Origin of the sequence: Neptuniibacter sp. QD72_48 (genome assembly GCF_047778065.1) — a bacterium.
In the GTDB taxonomy this organism is placed as follows: Bacteria; Pseudomonadota; Gammaproteobacteria; order Pseudomonadales; family Balneatricaceae; genus Neptuniibacter.
This window is the reverse complement of record NZ_CP180547.1, coordinates 401,210-426,264: the sequence shown is the minus strand read 5'-3', so window position 1 is coordinate 426,264 and position 25,055 is coordinate 401,210. Positions and strand designations below refer to the sequence as shown.

At 45.2% G+C, this 25,055-nt stretch carries 17 protein-coding genes, 2 tRNA genes and 3 rRNA genes; 2 read left to right on the top strand and 20 right to left on the bottom strand.

Translation table 11 applies throughout. The features are described from left to right. Position 1 precedes the first annotated feature (1 nt). On the bottom strand, positions 2–3,211 hold the full coding sequence (carB, locus tag ACMXYX_RS01850) for a carbamoyl-phosphate synthase large subunit (RefSeq protein ID WP_415906431.1): 3,210 nt from the start codon (positions 3,209–3,211) through the stop codon (positions 2–4). Positions 3,212–3,312: 101 nt separating this feature from the next. Then, positions 3,313–4,446, bottom strand: a complete 1,134-nt coding sequence (gene carA / locus ACMXYX_RS01845; protein WP_415883298.1) for a glutamine-hydrolyzing carbamoyl-phosphate synthase small subunit — start codon at positions 4,444–4,446, stop codon at positions 3,313–3,315. A 288-nt stretch (positions 4,447–4,734) separates the two neighbouring features. On the opposite strand from carA, the gene ACMXYX_RS01840 reads away from it, so the two are divergent. Beyond that, positions 4,735–6,705 carry a methyl-accepting chemotaxis protein gene (locus ACMXYX_RS01840; RefSeq protein WP_415906430.1) on the top strand — a complete coding sequence of 657 codons (1,971 nt, stop codon included), beginning with the start codon at positions 4,735–4,737 and terminating at the stop codon, positions 6,703–6,705. Between the two features lie 46 nt (positions 6,706–6,751). Here the strand turns inward: ACMXYX_RS01840 and ACMXYX_RS01835 are convergent, their stop codons facing one another. The 11 genes from ACMXYX_RS01835 to ACMXYX_RS01785 form a co-directional block, all read right to left on the bottom strand. Then, positions 6,752–7,555 (bottom strand): substrate-binding periplasmic protein, encoded by an 804-nt coding sequence (locus ACMXYX_RS01835; protein ID WP_415883296.1) that lies wholly within the window; start codon positions 7,553–7,555, stop codon positions 6,752–6,754. 340 nt (positions 7,556–7,895) lie between these two features. Next, positions 7,896–8,011, bottom strand: a 5S ribosomal RNA gene (gene rrf, locus ACMXYX_RS01830). A gap of 142 nt (positions 8,012–8,153) precedes the next feature. Further along, positions 8,154–11,041, bottom strand: a 23S ribosomal RNA gene (locus tag ACMXYX_RS01825). A 217-nt stretch (positions 11,042–11,258) separates the two neighbouring features. Next, positions 11,259–11,334, bottom strand: a tRNA-Ala gene (locus ACMXYX_RS01820). 24 nt (positions 11,335–11,358) lie between these two features. Beyond that, positions 11,359–11,435: transfer RNA gene (locus ACMXYX_RS01815), tRNA-Ile, on the bottom strand. A gap of 68 nt (positions 11,436–11,503) precedes the next feature. Next, positions 11,504–13,043: ribosomal RNA gene (locus ACMXYX_RS01810) — 16S ribosomal RNA — on the bottom strand. The 16S, 23S and 5S rRNA genes sit together here with 2 tRNA genes alongside, the layout of an rRNA operon. A gap of 623 nt (positions 13,044–13,666) precedes the next feature. Next, on the bottom strand, positions 13,667–14,272 hold the full coding sequence (locus ACMXYX_RS01805) for a Yip1 family protein (protein WP_415883295.1): 606 nt from the start codon (positions 14,270–14,272) through the stop codon (positions 13,667–13,669). A gap of 133 nt (positions 14,273–14,405) precedes the next feature. Continuing rightward, on the bottom strand, positions 14,406–15,299 hold the full coding sequence (gene cyoE / locus ACMXYX_RS01800) for a heme o synthase (RefSeq protein ID WP_415905002.1): 894 nt from the start codon (positions 15,297–15,299) through the stop codon (positions 14,406–14,408). Continuing rightward, a complete protein-coding gene (locus tag ACMXYX_RS01795; protein WP_415906429.1) occupies positions 15,292–16,293 on the bottom strand; it encodes a COX15/CtaA family protein in 1,002 nt (333 codons plus the stop codon). The genes cyoE and ACMXYX_RS01795 overlap by 8 nt, the downstream gene beginning before the upstream one ends. A 15-nt stretch (positions 16,294–16,308) precedes the next feature. Continuing rightward, complete coding sequence (locus ACMXYX_RS01790) at positions 16,309–16,779, bottom strand: hypothetical protein (protein ID WP_415897421.1); 471 nt, start codon at positions 16,777–16,779, stop codon at positions 16,309–16,311. Continuing rightward, positions 16,766–17,494: an SURF1 family protein gene (locus ACMXYX_RS01785; RefSeq protein ID WP_415906428.1), complete on the bottom strand. Its 729-nt coding sequence runs from the start codon at positions 17,492–17,494 to the stop codon at positions 16,766–16,768. Before ACMXYX_RS01785 ends, ACMXYX_RS01790 begins: the two co-directional genes overlap by 14 nt. Before the next feature lie 37 nt (positions 17,495–17,531). On the opposite strand from ACMXYX_RS01785, the gene ACMXYX_RS01780 reads away from it, so the two are divergent. Then, positions 17,532–17,735: a twin transmembrane helix small protein gene (locus tag ACMXYX_RS01780; protein ID WP_415883290.1), complete on the top strand. Its 204-nt coding sequence runs from the start codon at positions 17,532–17,534 to the stop codon at positions 17,733–17,735. 4 nt (positions 17,736–17,739) lie between these two features. Here the strand turns inward: ACMXYX_RS01780 and ACMXYX_RS01775 are convergent, their stop codons facing one another. The 7 genes from ACMXYX_RS01775 to ACMXYX_RS01745 form a co-directional block, all read right to left on the bottom strand. Next, on the bottom strand, positions 17,740–18,624 hold the full coding sequence (locus ACMXYX_RS01775) for a cytochrome c oxidase subunit 3 (protein WP_415897420.1): 885 nt from the start codon (positions 18,622–18,624) through the stop codon (positions 17,740–17,742). Continuing rightward, entirely contained in the window at positions 18,621–19,178 is a 558-nt protein-coding gene (locus tag ACMXYX_RS01770) for a cytochrome c oxidase assembly protein (RefSeq protein WP_415893231.1), read from the bottom strand. Before ACMXYX_RS01770 ends, ACMXYX_RS01775 begins: the two co-directional genes overlap by 4 nt. Before the next feature lie 21 nt (positions 19,179–19,199). Further along, positions 19,200–20,771 carry a cytochrome c oxidase subunit I gene (gene ctaD, locus ACMXYX_RS01765; RefSeq protein WP_415895569.1) on the bottom strand — a complete coding sequence of 524 codons (1,572 nt, stop codon included), beginning with the start codon at positions 20,769–20,771 and terminating at the stop codon, positions 19,200–19,202. Positions 20,772–20,779: 8 nt separating this feature from the next. Then, on the bottom strand, positions 20,780–21,889 hold the full coding sequence (gene coxB, locus ACMXYX_RS01760; RefSeq protein ID WP_415906427.1) for a cytochrome c oxidase subunit II: 1,110 nt from the start codon (positions 21,887–21,889) through the stop codon (positions 20,780–20,782). Positions 21,890–22,317: 428 nt separating this feature from the next. Next, positions 22,318–23,073, bottom strand: coding sequence for a CDP-diacylglycerol--serine O-phosphatidyltransferase (gene pssA, locus ACMXYX_RS01755; protein ID WP_415902667.1), 756 nt, complete (start codon positions 23,071–23,073; stop codon positions 22,318–22,320). Between the two features lie 68 nt (positions 23,074–23,141). Beyond that, the gene (locus ACMXYX_RS01750) at positions 23,142–23,897 is read right to left on the bottom strand and encodes a type 1 glutamine amidotransferase (protein WP_415883284.1); all 756 of its coding nucleotides are present in this window, start codon (positions 23,895–23,897) and stop codon (positions 23,142–23,144) included. Between the two features lie 33 nt (positions 23,898–23,930). Beyond that, positions 23,931–24,929 carry a patatin-like phospholipase family protein gene (locus ACMXYX_RS01745; RefSeq protein WP_415883283.1) on the bottom strand — a complete coding sequence of 333 codons (999 nt, stop codon included), beginning with the start codon at positions 24,927–24,929 and terminating at the stop codon, positions 23,931–23,933. Positions 24,930–25,055: the final 126 nt, after the last annotated feature.

Sequence of the window (25,055 nt, the reverse complement as noted above, 5' to 3'; positions counted from 1 at the left end):
ATTATGCTCCTATATCCTGAACGCGACGAACGTCTTTCTCTTCGCCGTACTGTAGCGCCATAGTAATCGCTTCAGCACCTGCCAACGTAGTGGTATATGGCACTTTATGCTGTAGAGCACTACGACGAATATCAGCTGAATCTTCGATCGCTTTACGGCCTTCAGTTGTATTCACAATGTAAGCAATCTCATCATTCTTGATCATATCAACAATGTTTGGACGACCTTCCATCACTTTGTTTACAACTTCAACCTCAAGGCCTTGCTCAGCCATTAGCTTAGCAGTACCACGAGTAGCCACTAGAGAGAAGCCTAGCTCAACCAGATCCTTAGCAATCTGCATGGAAGCATTTTTATCAACTTCACGTACAGAGATGAACGCTTTACCTGCTTGCGGCATAGTTTCACCCGCACCGATCTGCGCCTTCATAAACGCTTCACCGAAGGTAGCGCCAACACCCATTACTTCACCAGTAGATTTCATCTCTGGGGATAGAATTGGGTCAACACCTTGGAACTTGTTGAACGGGAATACAGCTTCTTTCACGTTGAACAATGTTGGCACGATCTCTTTAGTGAAGCCAAGTTCAGCTAGAGTCTTACCAGTCATTACCTGCGCACCGATTTTCGCTAGAGAAACACCGATACACTTAGAAACAAACGGTACAGTACGGGATGCACGAGGGTTAACCTCGATCACGTAAATTTCACCATCCTGATATGCAAGCTGGGTATTCATTAGGCCAACCACACCTAGCTCCAACGCCATTTTACGTACCATCTCACGCATTTCATCTTGAACATCATCAGCAAGACTATACGGAGGGAATGAACATGCAGAGTCACCAGAGTGGACACCCGCTTGCTCGATGTGCTGCATGATTGCACCGATAACTACATCCTTACCGTCGCAAACTGCATCAATATCAACTTCAACCGCTGCATTTAGGAAGTGATCCAACAATACTGGCGCGTCGTTAGATACTTGTACCGCAGTATTCATGTAGCGGCGCAGCTCTTCCTCTTTGTAAACGATCTCCATTGCACGACCACCTAGCACATAAGATGGACGAACAACGAGCGGGTAACCAAGCTTGTCAGCTTCGATGATCGCTTCTTCTAGAGAACGTACAGTCGCGTTTTCTGGCTGCTTAAGACCAAGGCGCTTCAGCATTTGCTGGAACTGTTCACGGTCTTCTGCACGGTCAATCGCTTCTGGAGAAGTACCGATAATTGGTACGCCAGCCTGCTCAAGTGCAACAGCCAGTTTCAGTGGCGTCTGACCACCGTACTGAACGATAACACCTTTTGGCTTCTCAACATTTACGATTTCAAGCACATCTTCAAGTGTGATTGGCTCGAAGAACAGACGATCAGAAGTATCGTAGTCAGTAGAAACAGTCTCAGGGTTACAGTTAACCATGATTGTTTCGAAACCGTCATCACGCGCTGCAAGTGCTGCGTGTACACAGCAGTAGTCAAACTCAATACCTTGACCGATACGGTTTGGACCACCACCAATAACCATGATCTTGTCACGGTCAGAAGGATTCGCTTCACACTCTTCTTCATAAGAGGAGTACATGTAAGCTGTATCAGATGCGAATTCTGCCGCACAGGTATCAACGCGTTTATAAACTGGACGCACATCTAGGTTGTGACGATGCTTACGGAACTGTTTCTCAGATACACCAAGAAGAGTCGCTAAACGCTCATCAGAGAAACCTTTACGCTTAAGACGGAACACAGCATCTTTATCAAGATCGGACATTGCCATCTCAGATACGCGCTGCTCATCTTTGATAATGTCTTCTACTTGAACCAAGAACCAAGGATCAATACCGCTGATCTCGTATAGTTCTTCAACGCTCATACCCATACGAAATGCATCGCCTAGGTACCAGATACGCTCAGCACCCGGCTCTTTCATCTCACGTACGATCGTAGAACGCGCATCTTCGCTAGTAATGTCGATGATTGGGTCGAAACCAGTCGCACCAACCTCTAGACCACGAAGCGCTTTCTGAAGAGATTCCTGCTGAGTACGGCCAATCGCCATAACCTCACCAACAGACTTCATCTGAGTTGTTAGACGATCATTTGCCTGCGGGAATTTCTCGAAAGTAAAACGAGGGATCTTAGTAACAACGTAGTCAATAGATGGCTCGAAAGACGCTGGCGTAGCACCGCCAGTGATATCGTTTTGTAGCTCATCTAGTGTGTAACCAATTGCTAGCTTCGCAGCTACTTTAGCAATTGGGAAGCCTGTCGCTTTAGATGCCAAAGCGGAAGAACGAGATACACGAGGGTTCATCTCGATTACTACCATACGGCCATCTTTCGGGTTTACACCAAACTGTACGTTAGAACCGCCAGTTTCTACGCCGATTTCACGCAGTACTGCCAAAGAGGCATTACGCATGATTTGATATTCTTTATCAGTAAGCGTTTGCGCTGGTGCAACAGTGATAGAATCACCTGTGTGAACACCCATTGCATCGAAGTTCTCGATCGCGCAAACGATGATGCAGTTGTCGTTTTTATCACGAACAACTTCCATCTCGTACTCTTTCCAACCGATCAAAGATTCGTCGATCAACAACTCAGTCGTTGGAGAAAGATCCAGACCACGCTCACAGATCTCGATAAACTCTTCTTTGTTATACGCAATACCACCACCGGTACCACCCATAGTGAAAGAAGGGCGAATGATACATGGGAAGCCTAGCTGCGCTTGAACCTGCAACGCTTCTTCCATACTGTGAGCAATTGCAGCACGTGGGCATTCAAGGCCAATTGCTTTCATCGCCTTATCGAAACGATCACGGTCTTCCGCTTTATCGATAGTGTCAGCGTTGGCACCGATCATCTCAACGCCATGTTTTTCAAGAACGCCTTCACGCTCAAGATCCAAAGCACAGTTTAATGCAGTCTGACCACCCATTGTAGGTAGAAGTGCATCAGGCTTTTCTTTGGCGATAATCTTTTCTACTGTCTTCCAGTTGATTGGCTCAATGTAAGTTGAGTCAGCCATCGCTGGATCAGTCATAATGGTTGCAGGGTTAGAGTTAACCAGAATGACGCGGTAACCTTCTTCACGCAAAGCTTTACAAGCTTGTGCGCCAGAATAGTCGAATTCACATGCCTGACCGATAACAATCGGGCCAGCACCAAGAATCAAAATACTTTTTAAGTCCGTACGTTTTGGCATCGGTAATAAACCAGTCGTATCAGTTAATAACTGCGGCAGGCGGCTAATTCACACCTGCCTTGTATCGTTTCAAAAGCCTGTAAACTCAGGCCGAACTGCGATTAAGCTTTCGCAGCCTTCATATCTTCGATGAAGCGATCAAATAGAGGCGCTACATCGTGTGGGCCTGGGCTAGCTTCAGGGTGGCCCTGGAAACTAAATGCCGCACGATCTGTTCTCTCAATACCCTGCAAAGAGCCATCAAACAGAGACTTATGCGTAGCACGCACATTTTCTGGAAGCGCATCTTCGTCAACAGCAAAACCGTGGTTTTGAGAGGTAATCATCACTTGCTTGCCATCCAAATCTTGAACTGGGTGGTTAGCACCGTGGTGACCAAACTTCATTTTTACTGTCTTAGCACCAGAAGCCAACGCTAGTAGCTGATGGCCCAAGCAGATACCAAATACAGGTAGATCTGTTTTGCAGATCTCTTCAATTGCAGCAATTGCGTAATCACATGGTTCTGGATCACCAGGGCCATTAGATAGGAATACGCCATCTGGATTCATCGCAAGCACTTCTGCAGCTGGTGTTTTTGCAGGAACAACCGTTAGGCGGCAACCGCGTTCAACCAACATGCGCAAAATATTGCGTTTCACACCGTAGTCATATGCAACAACATGAAACTCTTGATCTGCTGCAGTTTTATCTTCATGGCCTTGGCCTAGCTTCCAAGTAGAAGAAGTCCACTCGTATGTCTCTTCAGTTGTAACAACTTGAGCAAGATCCATACCTTTTAGACCAGGGAACGATTTAGCTTCTGCTAGCGCTTTAGCTTCATCAATATCACCGGCCATGATGCAACCGTTAAGAGAACCCTTTTCACGCAAAATGCGTGTTAAACGTCGTGTATCAATATCAGCGATACCAACGATATTGTTATCCTTAAGATAATCATCAAGGTTCTTTTCATTACGGAAGTTACTCGCAACCAATGGAAGGTCACGAATGACTAAACCAGCAGCCCACGTGCGAGAAGATTCTTCATCTTCCGTATTGGTGCCAGTATTACCAATATGTGGATATGTCAGGGTAACAATCTGACGGCAGTATGATGGATCCGTTAGGATCTCCTGGTAACCCGTCATAGAGGTATTAAATACAACCTCGCCGCTAGACAGACCGTCTGCGCCAATGGCTACGCCCTTGAAAATGCTTCCGTCTTCAAGAGCAAGAATGGCTGGTCTCGCCAATTGAACCTCCCCGCGTAAATGCGCAACAACAAAAATCAGAAACGATACGTGCAAAAAAGCGAGGTAAAACCTGAAGTTAACCTCGCTTTTTTGTTTTAGAAACCTGTGTGTAAATTTTGCCTTAGGCAAAACGACTGCATTCTATGCCAAATTTGCCAATCTGTCCATCACACTCAATGAAAAGAGTTATGTAACAAACGGTCAATTAACACATCTGTCACATTATTGAAGTAAAAAGCACTGCAAGAAACTGTATCAAACACCGCTCTCATAAACATAAGGCCTCTTATGAAGATTTCGACAATTACACGCATTGCGAGCATAACATTAGCCCTAATCGTAATTTTATTGGCTACCGCTATTTTTTGGTCCTTAGAACGCCTAGATTCCGCCTTCAAAATGAAAGACAACTATCATGGCTACATTAATGAAATCTACATAAAGCTAGAACAGCCTGTCTCAAAGTATTTGATTACAGGGGATGCGACATTACTAACGACACTAGAAAAGAATCTTGAAGCCCTTTCAGAAAGCACACAAAGAAACTTACCAGAAGAGATACAAGCTGGCGTTCTAGGTCAATTAAAGAACATAAAGGATAAAACTCTCACCGAAATGCGCGCCGCCGGCAAACTTGCACAACCAGAAGTATTACTCATACATAATGAAAGAGAATTAAACGACGCCATACAATCCGTCAAAGAATATGCAGACAAAGCAAGTTACGATCAAAACCATATCAAGAATAGTTATGTAGATTTACTATTTAGCCTGCAAAAAAACACTGCTCTACTCAGCCACAGCCGCCAAAGCTACTTTGAAAAAAACAAAAACGAGAGCCTACAACAGATTCAATTTATCCTATCTGAACTTAAGAAAGACGCAGAAGCAATTAGTAAGCTTGATCGACTCGGCATATTCAAAGAAGCAGAAGATGAAGATGACCTCTCCTCTTTACTAGGCCTTGCAATTGAAATTGCGAGCGATAACGACAAAGAAGAGATTGGCGATGAACCTATAGCAAACATTAAAGATCTTGTTAATCGCTACCCCAAAGAACTTCAAAATGCGAAAAAGTTCAGTCAACAAAAAAATAAATCAAGCTCTGCTGCACAAAAAAATGTGGCTAATTTAGAGCACTCAGTGGCAAGCATCACCAGCACTATCGCAGATAGATATGAGGATATTCAGTTTTCGGTATATCTAATCATGACAATATGTACCGTTCTGATTATTGCAACTGGCATATCCATGAACATATTACTGCGTAAATTAGGTAGCATCCTGATCGCAACAACGGAATATATAGATCAACTGTCACATGGAAAATTTAGCAGCAACATCCAAATAAATTCAAGACTAACCGAAGCCGAAACACTCAATAGCGCTATAGACAGACTGCAATGCTTCTTCAAAAAATTCCTTATGGATATCCAGCAGGAAACCAACAATTTAAGACAACTCCAAAACAGCGCCATAACAGAAGCAACACAGCTAGAAAACACAGTGCAACAGCAACAAGCAGCCACTGAAAATGCTGTAGTACAAATTACACAGCTAAACAGCTCATTTACTGAAGTAGCAGCGAGAGCAACACAAAGCAACTCAGCAACACTAGAAGCCTCGCAACTTGCAAATAAAGGCTATGAACAAATTAAAGCTACGGGTGACCATATAGATAAGCTAAACAATGAAATTGCAGCAACATCAGAATCACTGAACGCGTTACAAGAAGATTCTATTGCTATACAAAATGTACTCGGTGTAATACAAGGCTTCGCAGAACAAACCAACTTATTGGCCTTAAACGCAGCAATCGAAGCAGCTCGAGCAGGGGAAACAGGTCGCGGGTTTGCTGTAGTAGCAGACGAAGTGAGAAACCTTGCAGCAAACACCGCAAAATCAGCAGATGAAATTCAAAGAATCACAACCCGTTTAAATCAAACGACCGAGCAAACTGTTGAGAAGATGGGTATCCAACAAAGAGCTGCAACCGACACTGTAAATCTTGCAAAAGACGCTCAAGAAGCAATTAAAATCATTAGAAACTCAATCAGTGAAATTAACGATATGAGTGTTTTAATCGCATCGTCAACAGAAGAGCAAACCTCTGCGACCTCAGAAATAGCAGATACAATTGAGACAACCAATACATTAAGCCAATACACAAAATCTGCAGCTGAAACAAACAAACAACAAGCTGAGCAGCTATCATTTGCAAGCGAACAATTAACCGCAGTAATTTCAAAACTACATTAACAAATAAAAAGCCCGGCTTATGCCGGGCTTTTTACGATTAATCAAACTACTTTGCAGAAAACTCATTCCAGTTTTTAAGACTTACTGTTAAAGCATTAACCATAAAACCATCTGTCTCCATGTCCCTTATTGCTTTAGCTAACATCCCTCTTAAAGCACCTGTGTTGCATTTGGATTTATGTGATACAGTAAGATATAAACCCTCACTACTAATAGCTGGGTCTAGCACTTCAAGATCTGATTTATAGCCAAGCAAGTCAGCATAAGCCAATCCTGGGTTCTGCTCATACAACGCGTAGTCAGCTCTTGACCGCTTAATCATAAGAAACGCCTGCTTTAGCGATGCAACATACTGCAAATTCAAATTAGCCTTGGCGTACTCATCAAACTCTTGACCAAAACTATTGTTTATTACAGTTACACCCGACCTTCCAATAAGGTCTTCTCGCTTATCGTATACAAGGCCAGACCCTTTACGCCTCCAAACAACACTCTTTGTATTGAGGAAAGCTGGATAAACATAATCCATATACTGGTTCCGAGGGATCGTATAAAAAGCCCCAGCCATCAAATCAATCCTTCCGGAGCGAAGCATATCCTGCGCTCTGGCCCATGAACCGACATCCTGAAGTTGAATATCAACACCCAAGCGCTTACCTAGCTCATCCATTATCAAACGATTAGCACCTAACAGATCGGTAGTGCCATCATCAGCACGCCAAAGATAAGGTGGATATTCTGAATTCCCTGTCGCTGTTAAAACCTTACACTCTTCTGCATGCAAAGAAGCAGAGATAACCGCCATTAATGATATGAAACAAAACTTAAAGTAGAACTTAACGCTCTTCATCACCAGCACCTTTCGCCTCTGTAAGACCGAATCCTCAGAAGCAGTATAGATACAAGGACAAATAAGCAGCAAGTTTATTGAGTTGTGGGTATCTAGATTGCTAAGGACAGCTAAGGACAGCTAAGGACAGCTAAGGACAGCTAAGGACAGCTAAGGACAGCTAAGGACAGCTAAGGACAGCTAAGGACAGCATTCAGTTTAATATTCGGGTTAATTAAGACAACTCACCCTTACTGGTTTATCCGCTTCAAGCAAGCACTATCCACTCTTAACCGTATTTTATAACCCACAACGAAAAAACCCCGATCACATCGTGACCGGGGGTTTCTCTTAATTAAATGCTTGGCGATGACCTACTCTCACATGGGGAAGCCCCACACTACCATCGGCGATGTTGCGTTTCACGTCTGAGTTCGGGATGGATTCAGGTGGTTCCACAACTCTATGGTCGCCAAGCAAAACTGTTACAACTTAGATCTGATTCTTTTTTTATTTGATCTAGATAGTTTATCGACTGTAGCTTAACTACGCGCTAATTCGTTACTCTCTATCGTCTTACGTATCTTACAAGTCACTTGCCAAACGCCTTGGGCGTTATATGGTCAAGCCTCACGGGCAATTAGTATTGGTTAGCTCAACGCCTCACAGCGCTTCCACACCCAACCTATCAACGTCGTAGTCTTCAACGGCCCTTTAGGGGAATCAAGTTCCCAGTGAGATCTCATCTTGAAGGAGGCTTCCCGCTTAGATGCTTTCAGCGGTTATCCCGTCCGAACGTAGCTACCCGGCAATGCAATTGGCATCACAACCGGTACACCAGAGGTTCGTTCACTCCGGTCCTCTCGTACTAGGAGCAACTCTTCTCAAATCTCAAACGCCCACGGCAGATAGGGACCGAACTGTCTCACGACGTTCTAAACCCAGCTCGCGTACCACTTTAAATGGCGAACAGCCATACCCTTGGGACCGGCTTCAGCCCCAGGATGTGATGAGCCGACATCGAGGTGCCAAACACCGCCGTCGATGTGAACTCTTGGGCGGTATCAGCCTGTTATCCCCGGAGTACCTTTTATCCGTTGAGCGATGGCCCTTCCATACAGAACCACCGGATCACTAGAACCTACTTTCGTACCTGCTCGACGTGTCTGTCTCGCAGTCAAGCACCCTTCTACTCTTGCGCTCATTGCATGATTTCCGACCATGCTGAGGGTACCTTCGTGCTCCTCCGTTACTCTTTGGGAGGAGACCGCCCCAGTCAAACTACCCACCACACAATGTCCCCGATCCCGCTTAGGGAACTGGGTTAGAACCTCAACATTACCAGGCTGGTATTTCAAAGGTGGCTCCACCCTATCTGGCGACAGGGTTTCAAAGCCTCCCAGCTATTCTACACAAGTAATGTCAAAGTCCACTGTGAAGCTGTAGTAAAGGTTCACGGGGTCTTTCCGTCTAGCCGCGGGTAAACTGCATCTTAACAGCTATTTCAATTTCACTGAGTCTCGGGTGGAGACAGTGTGGCCATCGTTACGCCATTCGTGCAGGTCGGAACTTACCCGACAAGGAATTTCGCTACCTTAGGACCGTTATAGTTACGGCCGCCGTTTACCGGGGCTTCGATCAAGAGCTTCGCGCAAGCGCTAACCCCATCAATTAACCTTCCGGCACCGGGCAGGCGTCACACCCTATACGTCCTCTTTCGAGTTTGCAGAGTGCTATGTTTTTAATAAACAGTCGCAGCCACCTGGTATCTTCGACCGGCCTCAGCTTAGGGAGCAAGTCCCATCACCAAAACCGGCGCACCTTCTCCCGAAGTTACGGTGCCATTTTGCCTAGTTCCTTCACCCGAGTTTTCTCATACGCCTTAGTATTCTCTACCTGACCACCTGTGTCGGTTTAGGGTACGGTTAGTCATAACCTGAAGCTTAGAGGATTTTCCTGGAAGCATGGCATCAACCACTTCAGTCCATAAAGGACCTCGTCATCGATTCTCGGTCTTAAAAGAGCCCGGATTTACCTAAGCTCTAAACCTACTATCTTAAACGCGGACAACCAACGCCGCGCTAGCCTAGCCTTCTCCGTCCCCCCATCGCAGTTATGAGCAGTACAGGAATATTAACCTGTTTCCCATCGGATACGCTCTTCAGCCTCTCCTTAGGGGCCGACTCACCCTACCTCGAATAGCGTTGGATAGGAACCCTTGGTCTTCCGGCGGGGAGGGTTTTCACCTCCCTTATCGTTACTCATGTCAGCATTCGCACTTCTGATACCTCCACGGTGCCTTACAGCTTCCGCTTCAACAGCTTACAGAACGCTCCTCTACCATGCACAAAGTGCATCCGTAGCTTCGGTGTTATGCTTAGCCCCGTTATATCTTCCGCGCGGGCCGACTCGACTAGTGAGCTATTACGCTTTCTTTAAAGGGTGGCTGCTTCTAAGCCAACCTCCTAGCTGTCTAAGCCTTCCCACATCGTTTCCCACTTAGCATAAACTTTGGGACCTTAGCTGACGGTCTGGGTTGTTTCCCTTTCCACGACGGACGTTAGCACCCGCCGTGTGTCTCCCGTGATTGAACTCATGGGTATTCGGAGTTTGCATCGGGTTGGTAAGTCGGGATGACCCCCTAGCCGAAACAGTGCTCTACCCCCCATGGTTAGACACGAGGCACTACCTAAATAGTTTTCGAGGAGAACCAGCTATCTCCGAGTTTGATTAGCCTTTCACTCCTATCCACAAGTCATCCGCTGGCTTTTCAACGACAGTCGGTTCGGTCCTCCAATGCATGTTACTGCATCTTCAACCTGCCCATGGATAGATCACTCGGTTTCGGGTCTACTCCTAGCGACTGGACGCCCTATTAAGACTCGGTTTCCCTACGGCTCCGCAAATGCTTAACCTTGCCACTAAAAGTAAGTCGCTGACCCATTATACAAAAGGTACGCAGTCACCGTCCGAAAACGGCTCCCACTGCTTGTACGTACACGGTTTCAGGGTCTATTTCACTCCCCTCACAGGGGTTCTTTTCGCCTTTCCCTCACGGTACTGGTTCACTATCGGTCAGTCAGGAGTATTTAGCCTTGGAGGATGGTCCCCCCATATTCAGACAGCGTTTCACGTGTGCCGTCCTACTCGATTTCACTTTAAAAGACCTTTCACATACGGGGCTATCACCCACTATGGCCACACTTTCCAGAGTGTTCTGTTAAATCTAATAAAGCTTAAGGGCTAGTCCCCGTTCGCTCGCCGCTACTTAGGGAATCTCGGTTGATTTCTTTTCCTCTGGGTACTTAGATGTTTCAGTTCCCCAGGTTCGCCTCTAATAACCTATGTATTCAGTTAAAAGATACCTATAAATAGGTGGGTTTCCCCATTCGGAAATGTCCGGATCAAAGGTTGTTTACCACCTCCCCGAACCTTATCGCAGGTTACAACGTCCTTCATCGCCTCTGACTGCCAAGGCATCCACCGTGCACGCTTAGTCACTTGACCATATAACCCGAAGGCGTCTGGAATCACAGTAACTTGTATTGCTAGTAACGATAGATTTCGCCGAATTGGCGCATGCAGTAAAACTACATGTCTTAAATCTAAATCAAATGAATCAAATCCAAATTATTAAAGAGCGTTTAAAGCAAAAAAGCTTTAAAAGATAATGTCTTAAACGACAATATGTTTTAAAACTCTTCCTTCTCATCCTCAAGGATGATGGTGGAGCTATGCGGGATCGAACCGCAGACCTCCTGCGTGCAAAGCAGGCGCTCTCCCAGCTGAGCTATAGCCCCAAGAAAAACAGTAAGGCTATTGATTGGTAGGCCTGAGTGGACTTGAACCACCGACCTCACCCTTATCAGGGGTGCGCTCTAACCAGCTGAGCTACAAGCCTACACCGTTGCTCTTAACTTCTCTGATCAGATAATTCGTGTGAACGCTTGCCGAGAATCGGCTTTCGTTTAAGGAGGTGATCCAGCCCCAGGTTCCCCTAGGGCTACCTTGTTACGACTTCACCCCAGTCATGAACCACACCGTGGTAACCGCCCTCCCGAAGGTTAAGCTAGCTACTTCTGGTGCAATCCACTCCCATGGTGTGACGGGCGGTGTGTACAAGGCCCGGGAACGTATTCACCGCGACATTCTGATTCGCGATTACTAGCGATTCCGACTTCATGGAGTCGAGTTGCAGACTCCAATCCGGACTACGACCGGTTTTCTGAGATTAGCTTACCCTCGCAGGTTCGCGGCCCTCTGTACCGGCCATTGTAGCACGTGTGTAGCCCAACTCGTAAGGGCCATGATGACTTGACGTCGTCCCCACCTTCCTCCGGTTTGTCACCGGCAGTCTCCTTAGAGTTCCCACCCGAAGTGCTGGCAAATAAGGACAAGGGTTGCGCTCGTTACGGGACTTAACCCAACATTTCACAACACGAGCTGACGACAGCCATGCAGCACCTGTCTCAGAGTTCCCGAAGGCACGAAACTATCTCTAGTAACTTCTCTGGATGTCAAGAGTTGGTAAGGTTCTTCGCGTTGCGTCGAATTAAACCACATGCTCCACCGCTTGTGCGGGCCCCCGTCAATTCATTTGAGTTTTAACCTTGCGGCCGTACTCCCCAGGCGGTCTACTTATCGCGTTAGCTGCGCCACTAAAAGATCAAGTCTCCCAACGGCTAGTAGACATCGTTTACGGCGTGGACTACCAGGGTATCTAATCCTGTTTGCTCCCCACGCTTTCGCACCTCAGTGTCAATATCGGTCCAGGTAGTCGCCTTCGCCACTGGTGTTCCTTCCTATATCTACGCATTTCACCGCTACACAGGAAATTCCACTACCCTCTACCGTATTCTAGATTGGCAGTATCAGGTGCAGTTCCAAGGTTGAGCCCTGGGCTTTCACATCTGACTGACCAATCCACCTACGCGCGCTTTACGCCCAGTAATTCCGATTAACGCTCGCACCCTCCGTATTACCGCGGCTGCTGGCACGGAGTTAGCCGGTGCTTCTTCTGCAGTTAACGTCACAGCTAGCAGGTATTAACTACTAACCTTTCCTCACTGCTGAAAGTGCTTTACAACCCTAGGGCCTTCTTCACACACGCGGCATGGCTGCATCAGGCTTGCGCCCATTGTGCAATATTCCCCACTGCTGCCTCCCGTAGGAGTCTGGACCGTGTCTCAGTTCCAGTGTGGCTGATCATCCTCTCAGACCAGCTAGAGATCGTCGCCTTGGTGAGCCATTACCTCACCAACTAGCTAATCTCACGCAGGCTCATCCAATAGTGCAAGGTCCGAAGATCCCCTGCTTTCCCCCGTAGGGCGTATGCGGTATTAGACCAAATTTCTCTGGCTTATCCCCCGCTACTGGGTAGATTCCTACGCGTTACTCACCCGTCCGCCACTCGTCATCAACTAGCAAGCTAGTCATGTTACCGTTCGACTTGCATGTGTTAGGCCTGCCGCCAGCGTTCAATCTGAGCCATGATCAAACTCTTCAGTTTAAATCATTTGTGTTACCAGGAATGTGGTAACGGGCTCTAGTACTAAACAACCGGATAACATTCTTAAGAACGTTAAACCTTTGTAAATCGCTTTAAATGAATTCACTTGGTTGCTTGTCTAGAAAAAGTTTGCTTCTTCTCAACAAGCGCCCACACGAATTATCTGATCAAATTGTTAAAGAGCGTTGCTTTCTTGACTCTCCGCTGAATCAGCGTTTCGTCTCAAGCGAGGCGCATATTCTACTTTGCGCTCATTCAAAGTCAACCGTTTATTTTGCAATTTCGTAAAAAGTTTTTACTCAGCAACCGGACTTTGAATCCTGCTCCGCAAGCAATCTTAAAAACCAATGTTTTCAATCACTTACTAAGCACCTCACTCAACTCTGCAGCCCCTTAAAAAGCGGCCTCCCTAAGCAAGGACGGCGAATTCTACAGACATCTAAAAAAGGGTCAACACCCAATCTTAAAAAAAGTGCAAAAATTTGTAAAAAACTTACAAACCATCACAAATCGTTCAAGGATTGATCAGACATGATTGTTATTTATACAACAAACAAGAAAGGCGCTTACAAAATTGCTTAAGCGCCTTTCAGTTTCCGAGTAATTTATAGCTTATTTAGCCATTACACCGGTATATAGTTTAGTGGAATCACTGTGCCCCATAGAATAACAGAAGCAACAATAATACCCACTAGTGTACAGAGTCCCACTGTCAAGATAGATGTTGAAAATAGAAAGGCCCTTTCTTCTGGTATTTTCATTATCACCGGAACACCTATGTATAGTAGGTAGACCGTGTAACAAATTGCGAATAAACCAACGGTCACATTAAACCATAGCAATGGATACAACGCAGACAAGCCTGCTAAGAACATTGGCGTCGCTGTATAAGTCGCTAGCGATAGGCAATCATCAAATGAAACGTTGCCGCCATAGTTCTTCTCCATCCAATGAATGGCCCATGTTATAAACCCAACTCCAACCCACATTGCAAAGTAAAATGCGATTGCAGCAGGCAAGGCGCTCATTGCATCTAGCTTCACATATTCAGAACCCGCAATGCTCCAACCTATTTGGGTTGTCCCGATGAACATTGAGATTGCTGGTATGGCAGCCAGAATACTTATTTGTTGCATATATATATGCGACGCGCTGTAGTGCTCTTTTCTTATTTGTCCCCACTCCTCTTTTGGGTGGTACATTATTCCCATCATATGCTGAATAAACATGATGCATCCCCTCGTTTAATTTAGGTGCAGCACCAATCCATTAGCGCTACATCAATTAACTTCTTGTTTCATACTGATTTTCTCTCCATTTCCACAGGTTTCAGGAACTTTAAGTTTTAACCGTTGCTGTTTTTCATATCATGTAGTGATCTACAAGCAATGCGACAAACAGCAACATGATGTAATTGATACTGTATTTAAAAAGTAACATGGGTGATTGACTTGGCTCTGTCCACAAGCAAGCAACCCTATATAGAAATTTAGCATTTAGTGCTAACACCAAACCCAGATAAATCGCCCCACTCATTCCCGTCATAACAGGGAATAACGTTGTTGCCACCATTAACATGCTATAAAGCATGATTTGCAAACGTGTATATGCGACACCATGTGTAACTGGCAGCATTGGAATACCAGCTTTTGCATAGTCCTCTTTGCGAGCTATACACAGAGCCCAAAAGTGCGGAGGTGTCCAAGCAAAGATAATAAGCACAAGTAGCAACGCGTTCGGTTCTATCGAGCCTGTTATAGCTGTCCAGCCTAATAGCGGTGGTGCTGCACCGGCTATACCGCCGATTACAATATTCTGGGGTGTCGCTCTTTTCAGCCATACAGTATAGACCACCGCATAACCCATTAACGCCGCCACTGTTAACCATGCTGTCAGCGCATTAACCCAGAAGACCAAGATTGCAATTCCTGATACACCAAGCACAGCTGCGAATAACAGTGCTTGTAGCGGACTTAATTTGCCTTGGGGTAAAGGCCGCCTTTTCGTCCGAGCCATTTTTTCATCGATCTTCCGATCCATGATGTGATTTACTGCTGCTGCAGAGCCAGCTGCCATGCCAATTCCAACTAGTCCTAATAAGACGTTACTAATCGGTGGAATTTCCTGCACTGCTAGAAACATACCCACAGCAGCAGTTACCAGCATAACGACCACAACCTTAGGCTTACATAAAATCAGATAATCTCGCCAAGAAACCCCTTCTGTACGAATGCTTACTAATTCTTGGTTATCCATGATTCACCTCTACAGTCCGTAGCCGCAGCTCATAAATTTTTAACAGAACCAACAATAATCCAACCGCCACTGCATGGTGCCCAATCGCCAACAGATTAGGCACTGCATAAATAGCGTTTAATCCACCCAGCAATATCTGGATCGATAACAAGGCTAACAACCCATATAGCCAACTTCGCATATATATCTGTCGATGTAACTTAACCACTAGCCAAACACACACGATCAATACCACCAATGCACCAATTCTATGCCCCTGCTGAATCGCTACACGTGCATCTAGTGGCAGCAAACCACCTTGATAATTTGGGCCAATAGTTTCCGTAAGATTAAAACCTCTCGTAAAATCGCTGCTGGCATTCTCGCCCATGCTGCAACTTAGCCAATGACCACAAGCTGGTCCTGCATAGTTTGAGCTAGTCCAGCCACCCAACACTATCTGCAGCAACAAAACAGCCAAAGCATACTTGATCCACTTACTGCATTTAGTCCTTTGCTTTTTCACTCCAGCCATCAATGTTTTCACTTTGCTTCTGAGGACATATACACCTGTTAACGTCAGCACTCCCCCTAAAAGATGCAAAGTCACTACTGGCGGGTAAAGCTTTAATGTGACCGTCCACATTCCAAATACAGCCTGCACTGTCACTAACAAGAGCAAGCCATAACTTAAATAAACCGGATATGTTTGCACGCGCCTTAATCTATAGGCACAAAAAGCCAAAGCCGCTATGACTAGGCCTAAAGTTCCCGCTAAATAACGATGCCCCATCTCTAGTGCTGTTTTACCAAGCTCTATAGGTGTATCAGGGTAAATAAACTGTGCTTCAGTCAAAGCTGCTTGATCAGTAGGCATCAACATATAGCCATAACACCCAGGCCAGTCAGGGCAGCTTAGTCCCGCATGGTTAATTCGAGTCCACGCTCCTAACAACACAACGCAGAGCACAAGCACTAATGCCACATTACTCAACCGCCATATCAGCTTTAACATTAATTCCCCCGTGGCTTATCCAATCCGGGACATTTTCAACAGCTTGCGCAGATCTTTAAGAATCAGACTCGGCTCATCTGATAAGGTATATCGCAGCACCATATTGCCTAATGGGTCGACGACCCATATTGCCGTTCCTAACTTTCCAAACTCATTCCTATCTAGTGTGGTTGCACTCAGATCCACTTGTAACAGCTTGACCCGATCTTGCTCCTTACCTAATGCTGTGTGCAGATTGCTAAGCACCTTTGACCATTTCTCGCAACGCGAGACACAATCATCTTGCTTAGTTAATAACAGTTGCCACTTACGCTGTTTCAGCTCACTCCCAACCAAGCTCAGATCATTAATATGCTGATCAGAAAGCAAAGTACCTGAATGAACACGCTGCTCTGGAATCATCATCCCCGTAAAAAACATAAAAGAAGCCACCAGCATGGGTACTAAGCCAACCGCCCAAACAAGCCAAAAACTAAACCTGTTCATATATAGCCTCCTTTCTTATCTTTAGAGCGCTCCAAATCAATAAACACAACAACGCAAATGCCATAGCGAACCATTGAAATGCATAACCTAAATGTTTCTCTGGCTTCATATTCACTACTGGCCAATTTAGATCTAAACCTGAAACAAGCGGCTCTGTTAGCCTTATTTCCAACGCATCAATACTTGTAACTAGCCGAGACGATATTTTTTCCACATCCAATTGCTGAATTACCTTAGGCCACCGATCCTCTGCTAGATCATCACCTAATAAAGCAAAACCTTTCTCAACCACCCTGATACTTCCACTTATCGTTTGCTGAGCTTTAGGCACTTCAACTTCAGGTAAAACCCCGCGATCCTGCGAAGCTAACACCCAACCAAGATTCACCAATACATTTCGACCACTAGCCGCAGTAAATAGAGCAACGACCTCATAACCAGCACGCCCCTTTCGTACTCGATTATCTAAAAGAAAGTACCGTTCTCGATCGAACACTCCCTTCAAGATAACCGCTTTATAACTCCCTCTTATCATCTCTTGCTCCAACGGCAATTCCTGACTTGGTTCTGCTTGTTGCCAGCTATCCAATAGCTCTTGCTTTTGTTCCGCTCTGTCCAACTGCCAAAGTCCCAGTCCGATCAATAATGGCAACAATACAATTCCAGATATCCACAACATCCACTTGAAGGCTGAACCACTCTGAACTTTACTCATAGTTACCTACACCAAGAACAGCTATCAGGTACTGCGCATGTCGTTAAAGTTACTTTTACTACTTCTGTTTATGGCCGTTCTCATCAGTTTATTTTCCGGCCTCTACTTCTTAGTAAGAGATCAAGGTCAATCTCATCGAACCGTTAACTCACTTTTCTTCAGGGTCACTTTTAGTGTCATGATCATCGCGGTACTTATTTATGGCTTCTATACCGGTGAGATTGTTCCTCACGGGCTTTAAGCGACTACAAGATATAAACAAATAGAAACAAGCCGACCCATACCACATCAACAAAGTGCCAATACCAAGCCACCGCCTCAAAACCAAAATGCTTTTCTGAACTGAAATGCCCTTTGATTACCCGCAACCAAATAATGATCAACATCAGCGTGCCTAAAGTGACATGTAATCCATGAAAACCTGTAAGAATAAAAAAGGTTGCCCCGTATATACCGGCATTAAGCGTTAAGCCTAATTCGTTGTAAGCAAGTACATACTCATAAGCTTGAAAATATAGAAACACGCTGCCCAGCAAGACAGTCACAGCTAACCAAAACACCACCCTAGAGCGTTGATCCAACTTAAGTGCTTTATGCGCAAGGGTGACTGTAAAACTCGATGCGATCAGTAAAATGGTATTGAAAAGTGGTATATGCCAAGGATCGATTACCTCTTTAGGACCCGGAAAAGCATTTTGATCTGGTGTCACCATCAAAGGCCACTGTGCCTCAAAGCCTTCCCACAGCATGTTTGAAACACCTTTATCACCTTCACCACCCAGCCAAGGCACCGCTAACGTCCTGACATAAAATAAAGTGCCAAAGAATGCAGCAAAGAACATAACCTCAGAAAAGATAAACCAGCTCATCCCCCAGCGGAATGAGCGATCCATTTGTGGGCTGTATAAACCTTCACCACTTTCATGGATAACGTTGCTAAACCAGCCCAATAAAATAAGCCCCATTCCCAATGCACCGGCTAATAGAAGAATTAAACCAGCTCCACCAGCCTCTTCTGCGGTAAGGCTATTGATTAAGCTGCCTGCACCGTAAGCCATAAAGAACAAAGCGATCGATGCTAAAATAGGCCAACGACTTTGTTCTGGCACATAGTAAGTTTGAGTACTCATAGAGAGTTCCTCCTCGCAGACAAATTCACTTCCGCTTCTGGTGTGATATCAAATAGGGTGTATGAGAGTGTTACTGTTTTTATGTGCTTAGGAAGCTCTGGCGCGATAGAAACAACCAGCGGCATCGCCTTTAATTCTTTCGCCTTTAGCGGCTGCCGTTCGAAACAGAAACAATTAATCTTTTGCACATAAGGCGCAGCCTCTGAAGGTGAAACCGAAGGGACTGCTTGCGCAATCATGAAATTATCGGTCAAATTGCGCGCTTTATAGGCTGTTTGATACATTTCCCCAGGCGACAAGATGATAGAAGTCTTTTCTGGTTTAAATCGCCAAGGCATAGATTCGTTGTTAATAGCCACCAGCTGCAATTTTACTTGTCGACTGTTATCCACAACCAAACTAGGTTCCGCAGCAACCAAATCCACTTTTCCATTTAGCCCCGTGATATCACAAAACACGTCATATAGAGGTACCAACGCGAAGCCAAACCCAAACATAATCAGGGTTCCACTTAACAGTGATAGCACTGTTTTCTTATGTCGTTGCTCTGCCATAACAACCTCTCAAAAGTGCTGTTATTTCACCTCTGGCGGTGTACTAAAGCTGTGATAAGGGGCAGGGGATGGTAGGGTCCACTCTAAACCGTGAGACCCTTCCCAAACTTCCGCACTGGCCTGCTTACCCTTACGAATACAGCTCACAATGTTATAAAGGAAAATTAGTTGCGATAGCCCAAAGATAAACGCACCTACTGAAGCCACCGCATTGAAATCGGCAAACTGAAGTGCATAGTCAGGTATACGACGTGGCATACCCGCTAAACCGATAAAGTGCATAGGAAAAAAGGTGATATTCACCCCGATAAAACTACACCAGAAATGCACTTTACCCATGGTTTCGTTGTAATAATTGCCGCACCACTTAGGTAACCAATAATACGCTCCTGCCATAATGGCAAAGACCGCACCAGGTACTAAGACATAGTGGAAATGGGCAACTACAAAGTACGTGTCGTGGTATTGAAAATCGACTGGAGCGATCGCCAACATCAAGCCTGAAAAACCACCAATGGTGAAAAGCACCACAAATGCGAGTGCAAATAGCATCGGCGTTTCGAACGTCATAGAGCCACGAAACATCGTCGCGACCCAATTAAAGACTTTAACCCCTGTAGGCACGGCAATCAGCATAGTTGTGAACATAAAGAACAATTCACCAGCCAAAGGTAGGCCGACTGTAAACATGTGATGCGCCCAAACGATGAAGGATAGAATGGCTATAGAAGCTGTGGCATAAACCATCGAGGTATAACCAAACAGCTTCTTCCTTGCGAAAGTCGGAATGATCTCACTGACAATACCGAAAGCAGGCAAGATCATGATGTATACCTCAGGATGACCAAAGAACCAGAATACATGCTGGAATAACACTGGATCTCCACCCCCAGCAGCATCAAAAAAGCTGGTTCCGAAGTGAATATCCATCAACATCATCGTGACCACACCTGCCAATACCGGCATAACAGCAATCAATAAAAATGCCGTAATTAACCAAGTCCAAACGAAGAGTGGCAACTTCATCATGGTCATACCCGGCGCACGCATATTGAGTATGGTGGCAATGATATTGATCGCCCCCATAATCGAGCTAATCCCCATCATGTGAACGGCGAAGATAAAGAAAGTCACACTAGGCGGTGCATAGGTAGTTGATAAAGGCGCATAGAATGTCCAACCAAAATTTGGTGCACCGCCATCCATGAATAGAGTCGACAGCATCATCGCGAAAGCGAAAGGTAGAATCCAAAAGCTCCAGTTATTCATTCTTGGCAGCGCCATATCTGGAGCACCAACCATGATAGGAATCATCCAGTTGGCTAAGCCAACAAACGCCGGCATGACCGCACCAAAGACCATGATTAAGCCATGCATGGTGGTCATCTGATTAAAGAAGTCCGGCTGAATGAGCTGCAACCCTGGCTGAAATAGCTCAGCTCGAATGAGCAATGCCATACATCCGCCAGTAAGGAACATTAAGAAGCTAAACCAGAGATAGAGAGTTCCAATATCTTTATGATTGGTTGTGAATAACCAACGACCTATACCGGTAGCCGGACCATGATGATGAGAAGCTGCAACCGTATCCATGCCCCCTCCTACTCTTTCAACTCAGCAATCTGCGCCGGTGTAACTAGATCGCCCACCTTATTACCCCAAGCATTTCGCTCATAAGTAATTACAGCAGCCAGTTCCACAGCCGACAGTTGATCTCTATACGCCTGCATTGCCGTGCCTTTTTTACCATTAAGCACAATATCGATATGAGGCCCCGGCTCACCCAAAGCGATTGGACTGTTTTTTAAAGCGGGGAAAACACCCGAAATTCCCTCACCATTAGCTTGATGACAGGCCAAACAAGCTTTGCTATAAACCGCCTCTCCTGTTTCCATAAGCTCTGCAAGCGACCAATCTTTTTGCCCTTCAGCTGCTTTTTCTTGATCTGCTTGCCTAACTTCAGCAAGCCAAGCTTCGTATTCTTCTGGCGTCTTTACTTCGACAACAATTGGCATAAACCCATGGTCTTTACCGCACAGTTCTGCACACTGCCCGCGATAAACACCGGGGTTATCCACAATAGTCCATGCTTCATTTATAAAACCGGGAATTGCATCCTTTTTCACTGCAAGATCAGGCACCCACCAGGAATGAATAACGTCATTGGCGGTCAGTAAAAAGCGTACCTTTTTACCTGCAGGAATCACCAAAGGGTTATCTACTTCAAGCAGATAATGCTCACCTTTAGCTGCTTTATTATTTATCTGCTCTCGCGAGGTAGATAGACTGGAGAAGAAATCGATATCTTCCGCTAGGTATTGATATCGCCATTTCCACTGATAACCTGTGATCTGAATATCAACTTCAGATTCTGAGTTATCGTACATTTTGATTAAGGTTGCCGTTGCAGGAACAGCCATGGCAATCAAGATAACGAAGGGAATTAAAGTCCAAGCAATTTCGACAACAAGGCTTTCATGGAAGTTGTGCGCTTTTGCTCCTTTGGACTTACGATGATAGATCACCGACCAGAGCATCACACCAAAAACAACGACACCAATAGCCACACAGATCCAGAAAATAATCATGTGCAGGTCATAGACCTCTCGACTGATTTCGGTAACACCTCGGGTGAGATTTATCTCCCAATCAGCCTGGAGATTATTAGCAAACAATAACAGTGCAACAAATCCCGATATTGTTTTTATCATTGCAGCCCCCTTTGCTATACACGCAAAAGAGCCTGTCAGAAACCTCTCACTAAGGGCGTTGTACTTCTCTTTCAACGTCGGTAGCGACAGGGTTCGGGCAGGCTCTCTTTCCGCCTGGACTCCGTTCTATCATTTCCGACCAATCCACTTGGTTGTTAACTGCAAGTATAGCAGCGATGAAAATTTTGCAAGTAAGTCATGAGCAAATATGCTCGTTAGACCTTATCCACCAGCATGAAAGCGCCACTCATCATCACGATAATAAAGAGCAGAAAAATCACCGTATAAACAAGAGTTTTAAGGGGACGGCAGTTACAGGGGAAGGGTTTCATAATAATCTCCTTCTATAGGGGCTATTATGAGGTATAGCAGAAAAACGGCCCCTTAAAGGAGCCGTAAAATAAATCTAAAATGCTTTTACCTGACGCTTAGGCCGCAGGTTTCTGCTTAGTTTTGCGCATCAACCACAATACTGGCCCAGACACCGCATAAGCTAGGAATAAAATCCATAAGAATGCAGGCGGGCTAATTGAGATAATACCTACAGCTAAGACAATACCCGCTAAGATCAAGAAAGGTACTTTCTCTTTTAGGCTGACATCTTTAAAGCTGTAATAAAGTACATTACTCACCATCAAAACACCGACCAAAGCAACAAACGCAGCAATCAAATAAACATAAGCCGATCCATCTATTTCATACTCGGTCGCAGCCCACACTAAACCAGCCACTGCAGCCGCCGCTGCTGGGCTAGGCAATCCAATAAAGTAACGCTTATCTGTCGAACCAATTTGGGTATTGAAGCGGGCAAGTCTTAAAGCTGCCCCTGCTACATAGATAAATGCAGCAAACCAGCCTAGTTTGCCAATATCATCCAACACCCAGGAGAAAACCACGAGTGAAGGCGCTACACCAAAGGAAACCATATCAGCTAGTGAGTCATACTCCGCACCAAATGCACTGGAGGTGTTGGTCATACGTGCTACTCGACCATCAAGCCCATCCAGTACCATCGAAACAAAGATCGCTATTGCGGCATTTTCAAAGTGCCCATTCATACTCGCAACAATTGCATAGAACCCTGAAAACAATGCCCCTGTCGTAAATAAATTAGGCAGCAGGTAGATCCCGCGGCTACGAGGCTTTATCGGTTCTTGATTATCTTGATTTTGCGGCTCATTCATCGCGATTTTTTATATTCCATAATATAGAGAAACCCCATTCTACTGTGACCAGCGTCAGGATGCCATTTCTAGAGATCTAGATGATCCTGATCTAATAGAATTCTATCCACAAATTTAGTTAGCAACGCATTTGATTGAGGCGTTTCTTGTGCAGTCGCTAGCACCTGATCAAGGTGATCATCTCCATCTGTGTATTTATCTTTGTAAAAGGTCAGTCGCTCAACCAAGATTCGTTTACCAACCTCAGGATGAAATTGAAAAGCCCAGAAAGGCTTATCTTTTACTCTAAATGCATGAATGCATTTATCTGTGTAAGCAAGAGAAACACAGTTTTTCGGCAGTTCATTTGCGTACTGCTTGTGCACTGAAACTGCATAAAAATTGTCGGGGGTATCTCGAAATATTGGATCCTGCCAAACGCTATGATCAAGCGAGATAGGTATTGTACCCATCTCGAAATTTTTCTCTCGATGCAAGATCTCACCACCAAGCGCTAATACCGCTAACTGAAAACCAAAGCAGGAGGCAAACACTGGCTTGTCGGTTTCTGCGCAACGTAAAATGAGCTGCTGACACTGATCTACAAATGGGTAAATGTCTGGGAAAAGTACATTAGCCTCACTGGCACCACCGACTAGCAAAGCGTCATAATTATCGGCGGCAGTATCTGGAAATGTCGGTGTATCAAAGACATTAAGCACATCAAACTGCTCGATATTAAGCCCGCAGTATTCAGCAAAACTCTCTAGCTCTTCCCTTCGAACTTGATCTTCATCTCGGATCTGAAGCAGCAATAACTTCAGTTGGTCCCTACTTTTCACCATGCTTCCCATCCATACCAATACTTTATCTTAGTACTATAAAAACATCGCCTCGATGTCACAACTTGGCCTCTGCCCTATCGCACTGAAGTTTGATCCAATCCACTGTTCTGCGGCATTTCGTCCCTTTTCCTTGAGACCTAAAAGAAATTCCTGCCGGGTATCATATTTGCTGGCTTGTTCCAGACTAGATAACACTTCACCCGATTCAATCAGATGAAAACGTAGCGCTTTGAACCGCCGCTCCAGACTACTGGTACTGAAAAACTTATCTTTAGCCTGCTGTCGGGTATAGCTGATCGCTCTCATCTCTCGTAAAAAAGTACTTTGAAAACCCAACTCAGTAACACGTTGGTTAATCGCATGAGAGGTCGTCGGGAGATCACGTCCCTGCATAGGCTGAAGCAAAACCATTAAGATATCCTCTTCCTGACAATCAAAGATCAGCGGATACACCGCTGGATTGCCGGAGAAGCCTCCATCCCAGTAGTAACAGTCATCAATTTCAATAGCTTGGTGCAACGTTGGTAAACACGCCGAAGCCAAAGCATGCTCCGTGGTCAGCTCATTCTCTCTAAATAGACGAATTTTGCCTGTTGTAACATCGGTAGCAGCTATGAATAACTGTATTGATCCATCATTTCTCAGCATTTCAAAGTCGACAATATCATCCAGCAAACCACGCAATGGATTAATATCGAGAGGGTTAAGGTCGTAAGGCGATAGATAACGCAAGAGATCGAGCATAAACCCTGTCACCGCCGTCATCTGGGAATCGGGCAACTGAGAACCTATCAACTCCGAAGGAGAGTTAAGAGAAACCTTGTGCCAAAATTGGTCTAATAAATCCTTTGCTCCTGAAGCACCATTCAACTGCCAACCATGTGCAAGCAGAATCGCATTCATAGCACCTGCACTAGTTCCGCTGATCGCTTGAGGCTTGATATCCTCTTCAAGTAAACGATCTAAAACGCCCCAGGCAAATGCTCCATGAGCACCACCACCCTGTAATGCCAAATTCAATGACTTTGTCATACGTGCCTCCTGCTGCTTTTGTGCACCGCACAATAACAACATAGAAAATAGCATAGAAATATGACAAAACTGAACAAAAAATAAGCAGAGGCACTCCTATTAGATTAAAAATTGGCATAAAATAAG

Excerpts from the sequence above, each read along its gene's own strand:
- carB (WP_415906431.1), bottom strand. The coding sequence starts at position 3,211 with ATGCCAAAACGTACGGACTTAAAAAGTATTTTGATTCTTGGTGCTGGC.
- ACMXYX_RS01840 (WP_415906430.1), top strand. The coding sequence starts at position 4,735 with ATGAAGATTTCGACAATTACACGCATTGCGAGCATAACATTAGCCCTA.
- ACMXYX_RS01835 (WP_415883296.1), bottom strand. The coding sequence starts at position 7,555 with ATGAAGAGCGTTAAGTTCTACTTTAAGTTTTGTTTCATATCATTAATG.
- ACMXYX_RS01805 (WP_415883295.1), bottom strand. The coding sequence starts at position 14,272 with ATGTTTATTCAGCATATGATGGGAATAATGTACCACCCAAAAGAGGAG.
- cyoE (WP_415905002.1), bottom strand. The coding sequence starts at position 15,299 with ATGGATAACCAAGAATTAGTAAGCATTCGTACAGAAGGGGTTTCTTGG.
- ACMXYX_RS01795 (WP_415906429.1), bottom strand. The coding sequence starts at position 16,293 with ATGTTAAAGCTGATATGGCGGTTGAGTAATGTGGCATTAGTGCTTGTG.
- ACMXYX_RS01790 (WP_415897421.1), bottom strand. The coding sequence starts at position 16,779 with ATGAACAGGTTTAGTTTTTGGCTTGTTTGGGCGGTTGGCTTAGTACCC.
- ACMXYX_RS01785 (WP_415906428.1), bottom strand. The coding sequence starts at position 17,494 with ATGAGTAAAGTTCAGAGTGGTTCAGCCTTCAAGTGGATGTTGTGGATA.
- ACMXYX_RS01780 (WP_415883290.1), top strand. The coding sequence starts at position 17,532 with ATGTCGTTAAAGTTACTTTTACTACTTCTGTTTATGGCCGTTCTCATC.
- ACMXYX_RS01775 (WP_415897420.1), bottom strand. The coding sequence starts at position 18,624 with ATGAGTACTCAAACTTACTATGTGCCAGAACAAAGTCGTTGGCCTATT.
- ACMXYX_RS01770 (WP_415893231.1), bottom strand. The coding sequence starts at position 19,178 with ATGGCAGAGCAACGACATAAGAAAACAGTGCTATCACTGTTAAGTGGA.
- ctaD (WP_415895569.1), bottom strand. The coding sequence starts at position 20,771 with ATGGATACGGTTGCAGCTTCTCATCATCATGGTCCGGCTACCGGTATA.
- coxB (WP_415906427.1), bottom strand. The coding sequence starts at position 21,889 with ATGATAAAAACAATATCGGGATTTGTTGCACTGTTATTGTTTGCTAAT.
- pssA (WP_415902667.1), bottom strand. The coding sequence starts at position 23,073 with ATGAATGAGCCGCAAAATCAAGATAATCAAGAACCGATAAAGCCTCGT.
- ACMXYX_RS01750 (WP_415883284.1), bottom strand. The coding sequence starts at position 23,897 with ATGGTGAAAAGTAGGGACCAACTGAAGTTATTGCTGCTTCAGATCCGA.
- ACMXYX_RS01745 (WP_415883283.1), bottom strand. The coding sequence starts at position 24,929 with ATGACAAAGTCATTGAATTTGGCATTACAGGGTGGTGGTGCTCATGGA.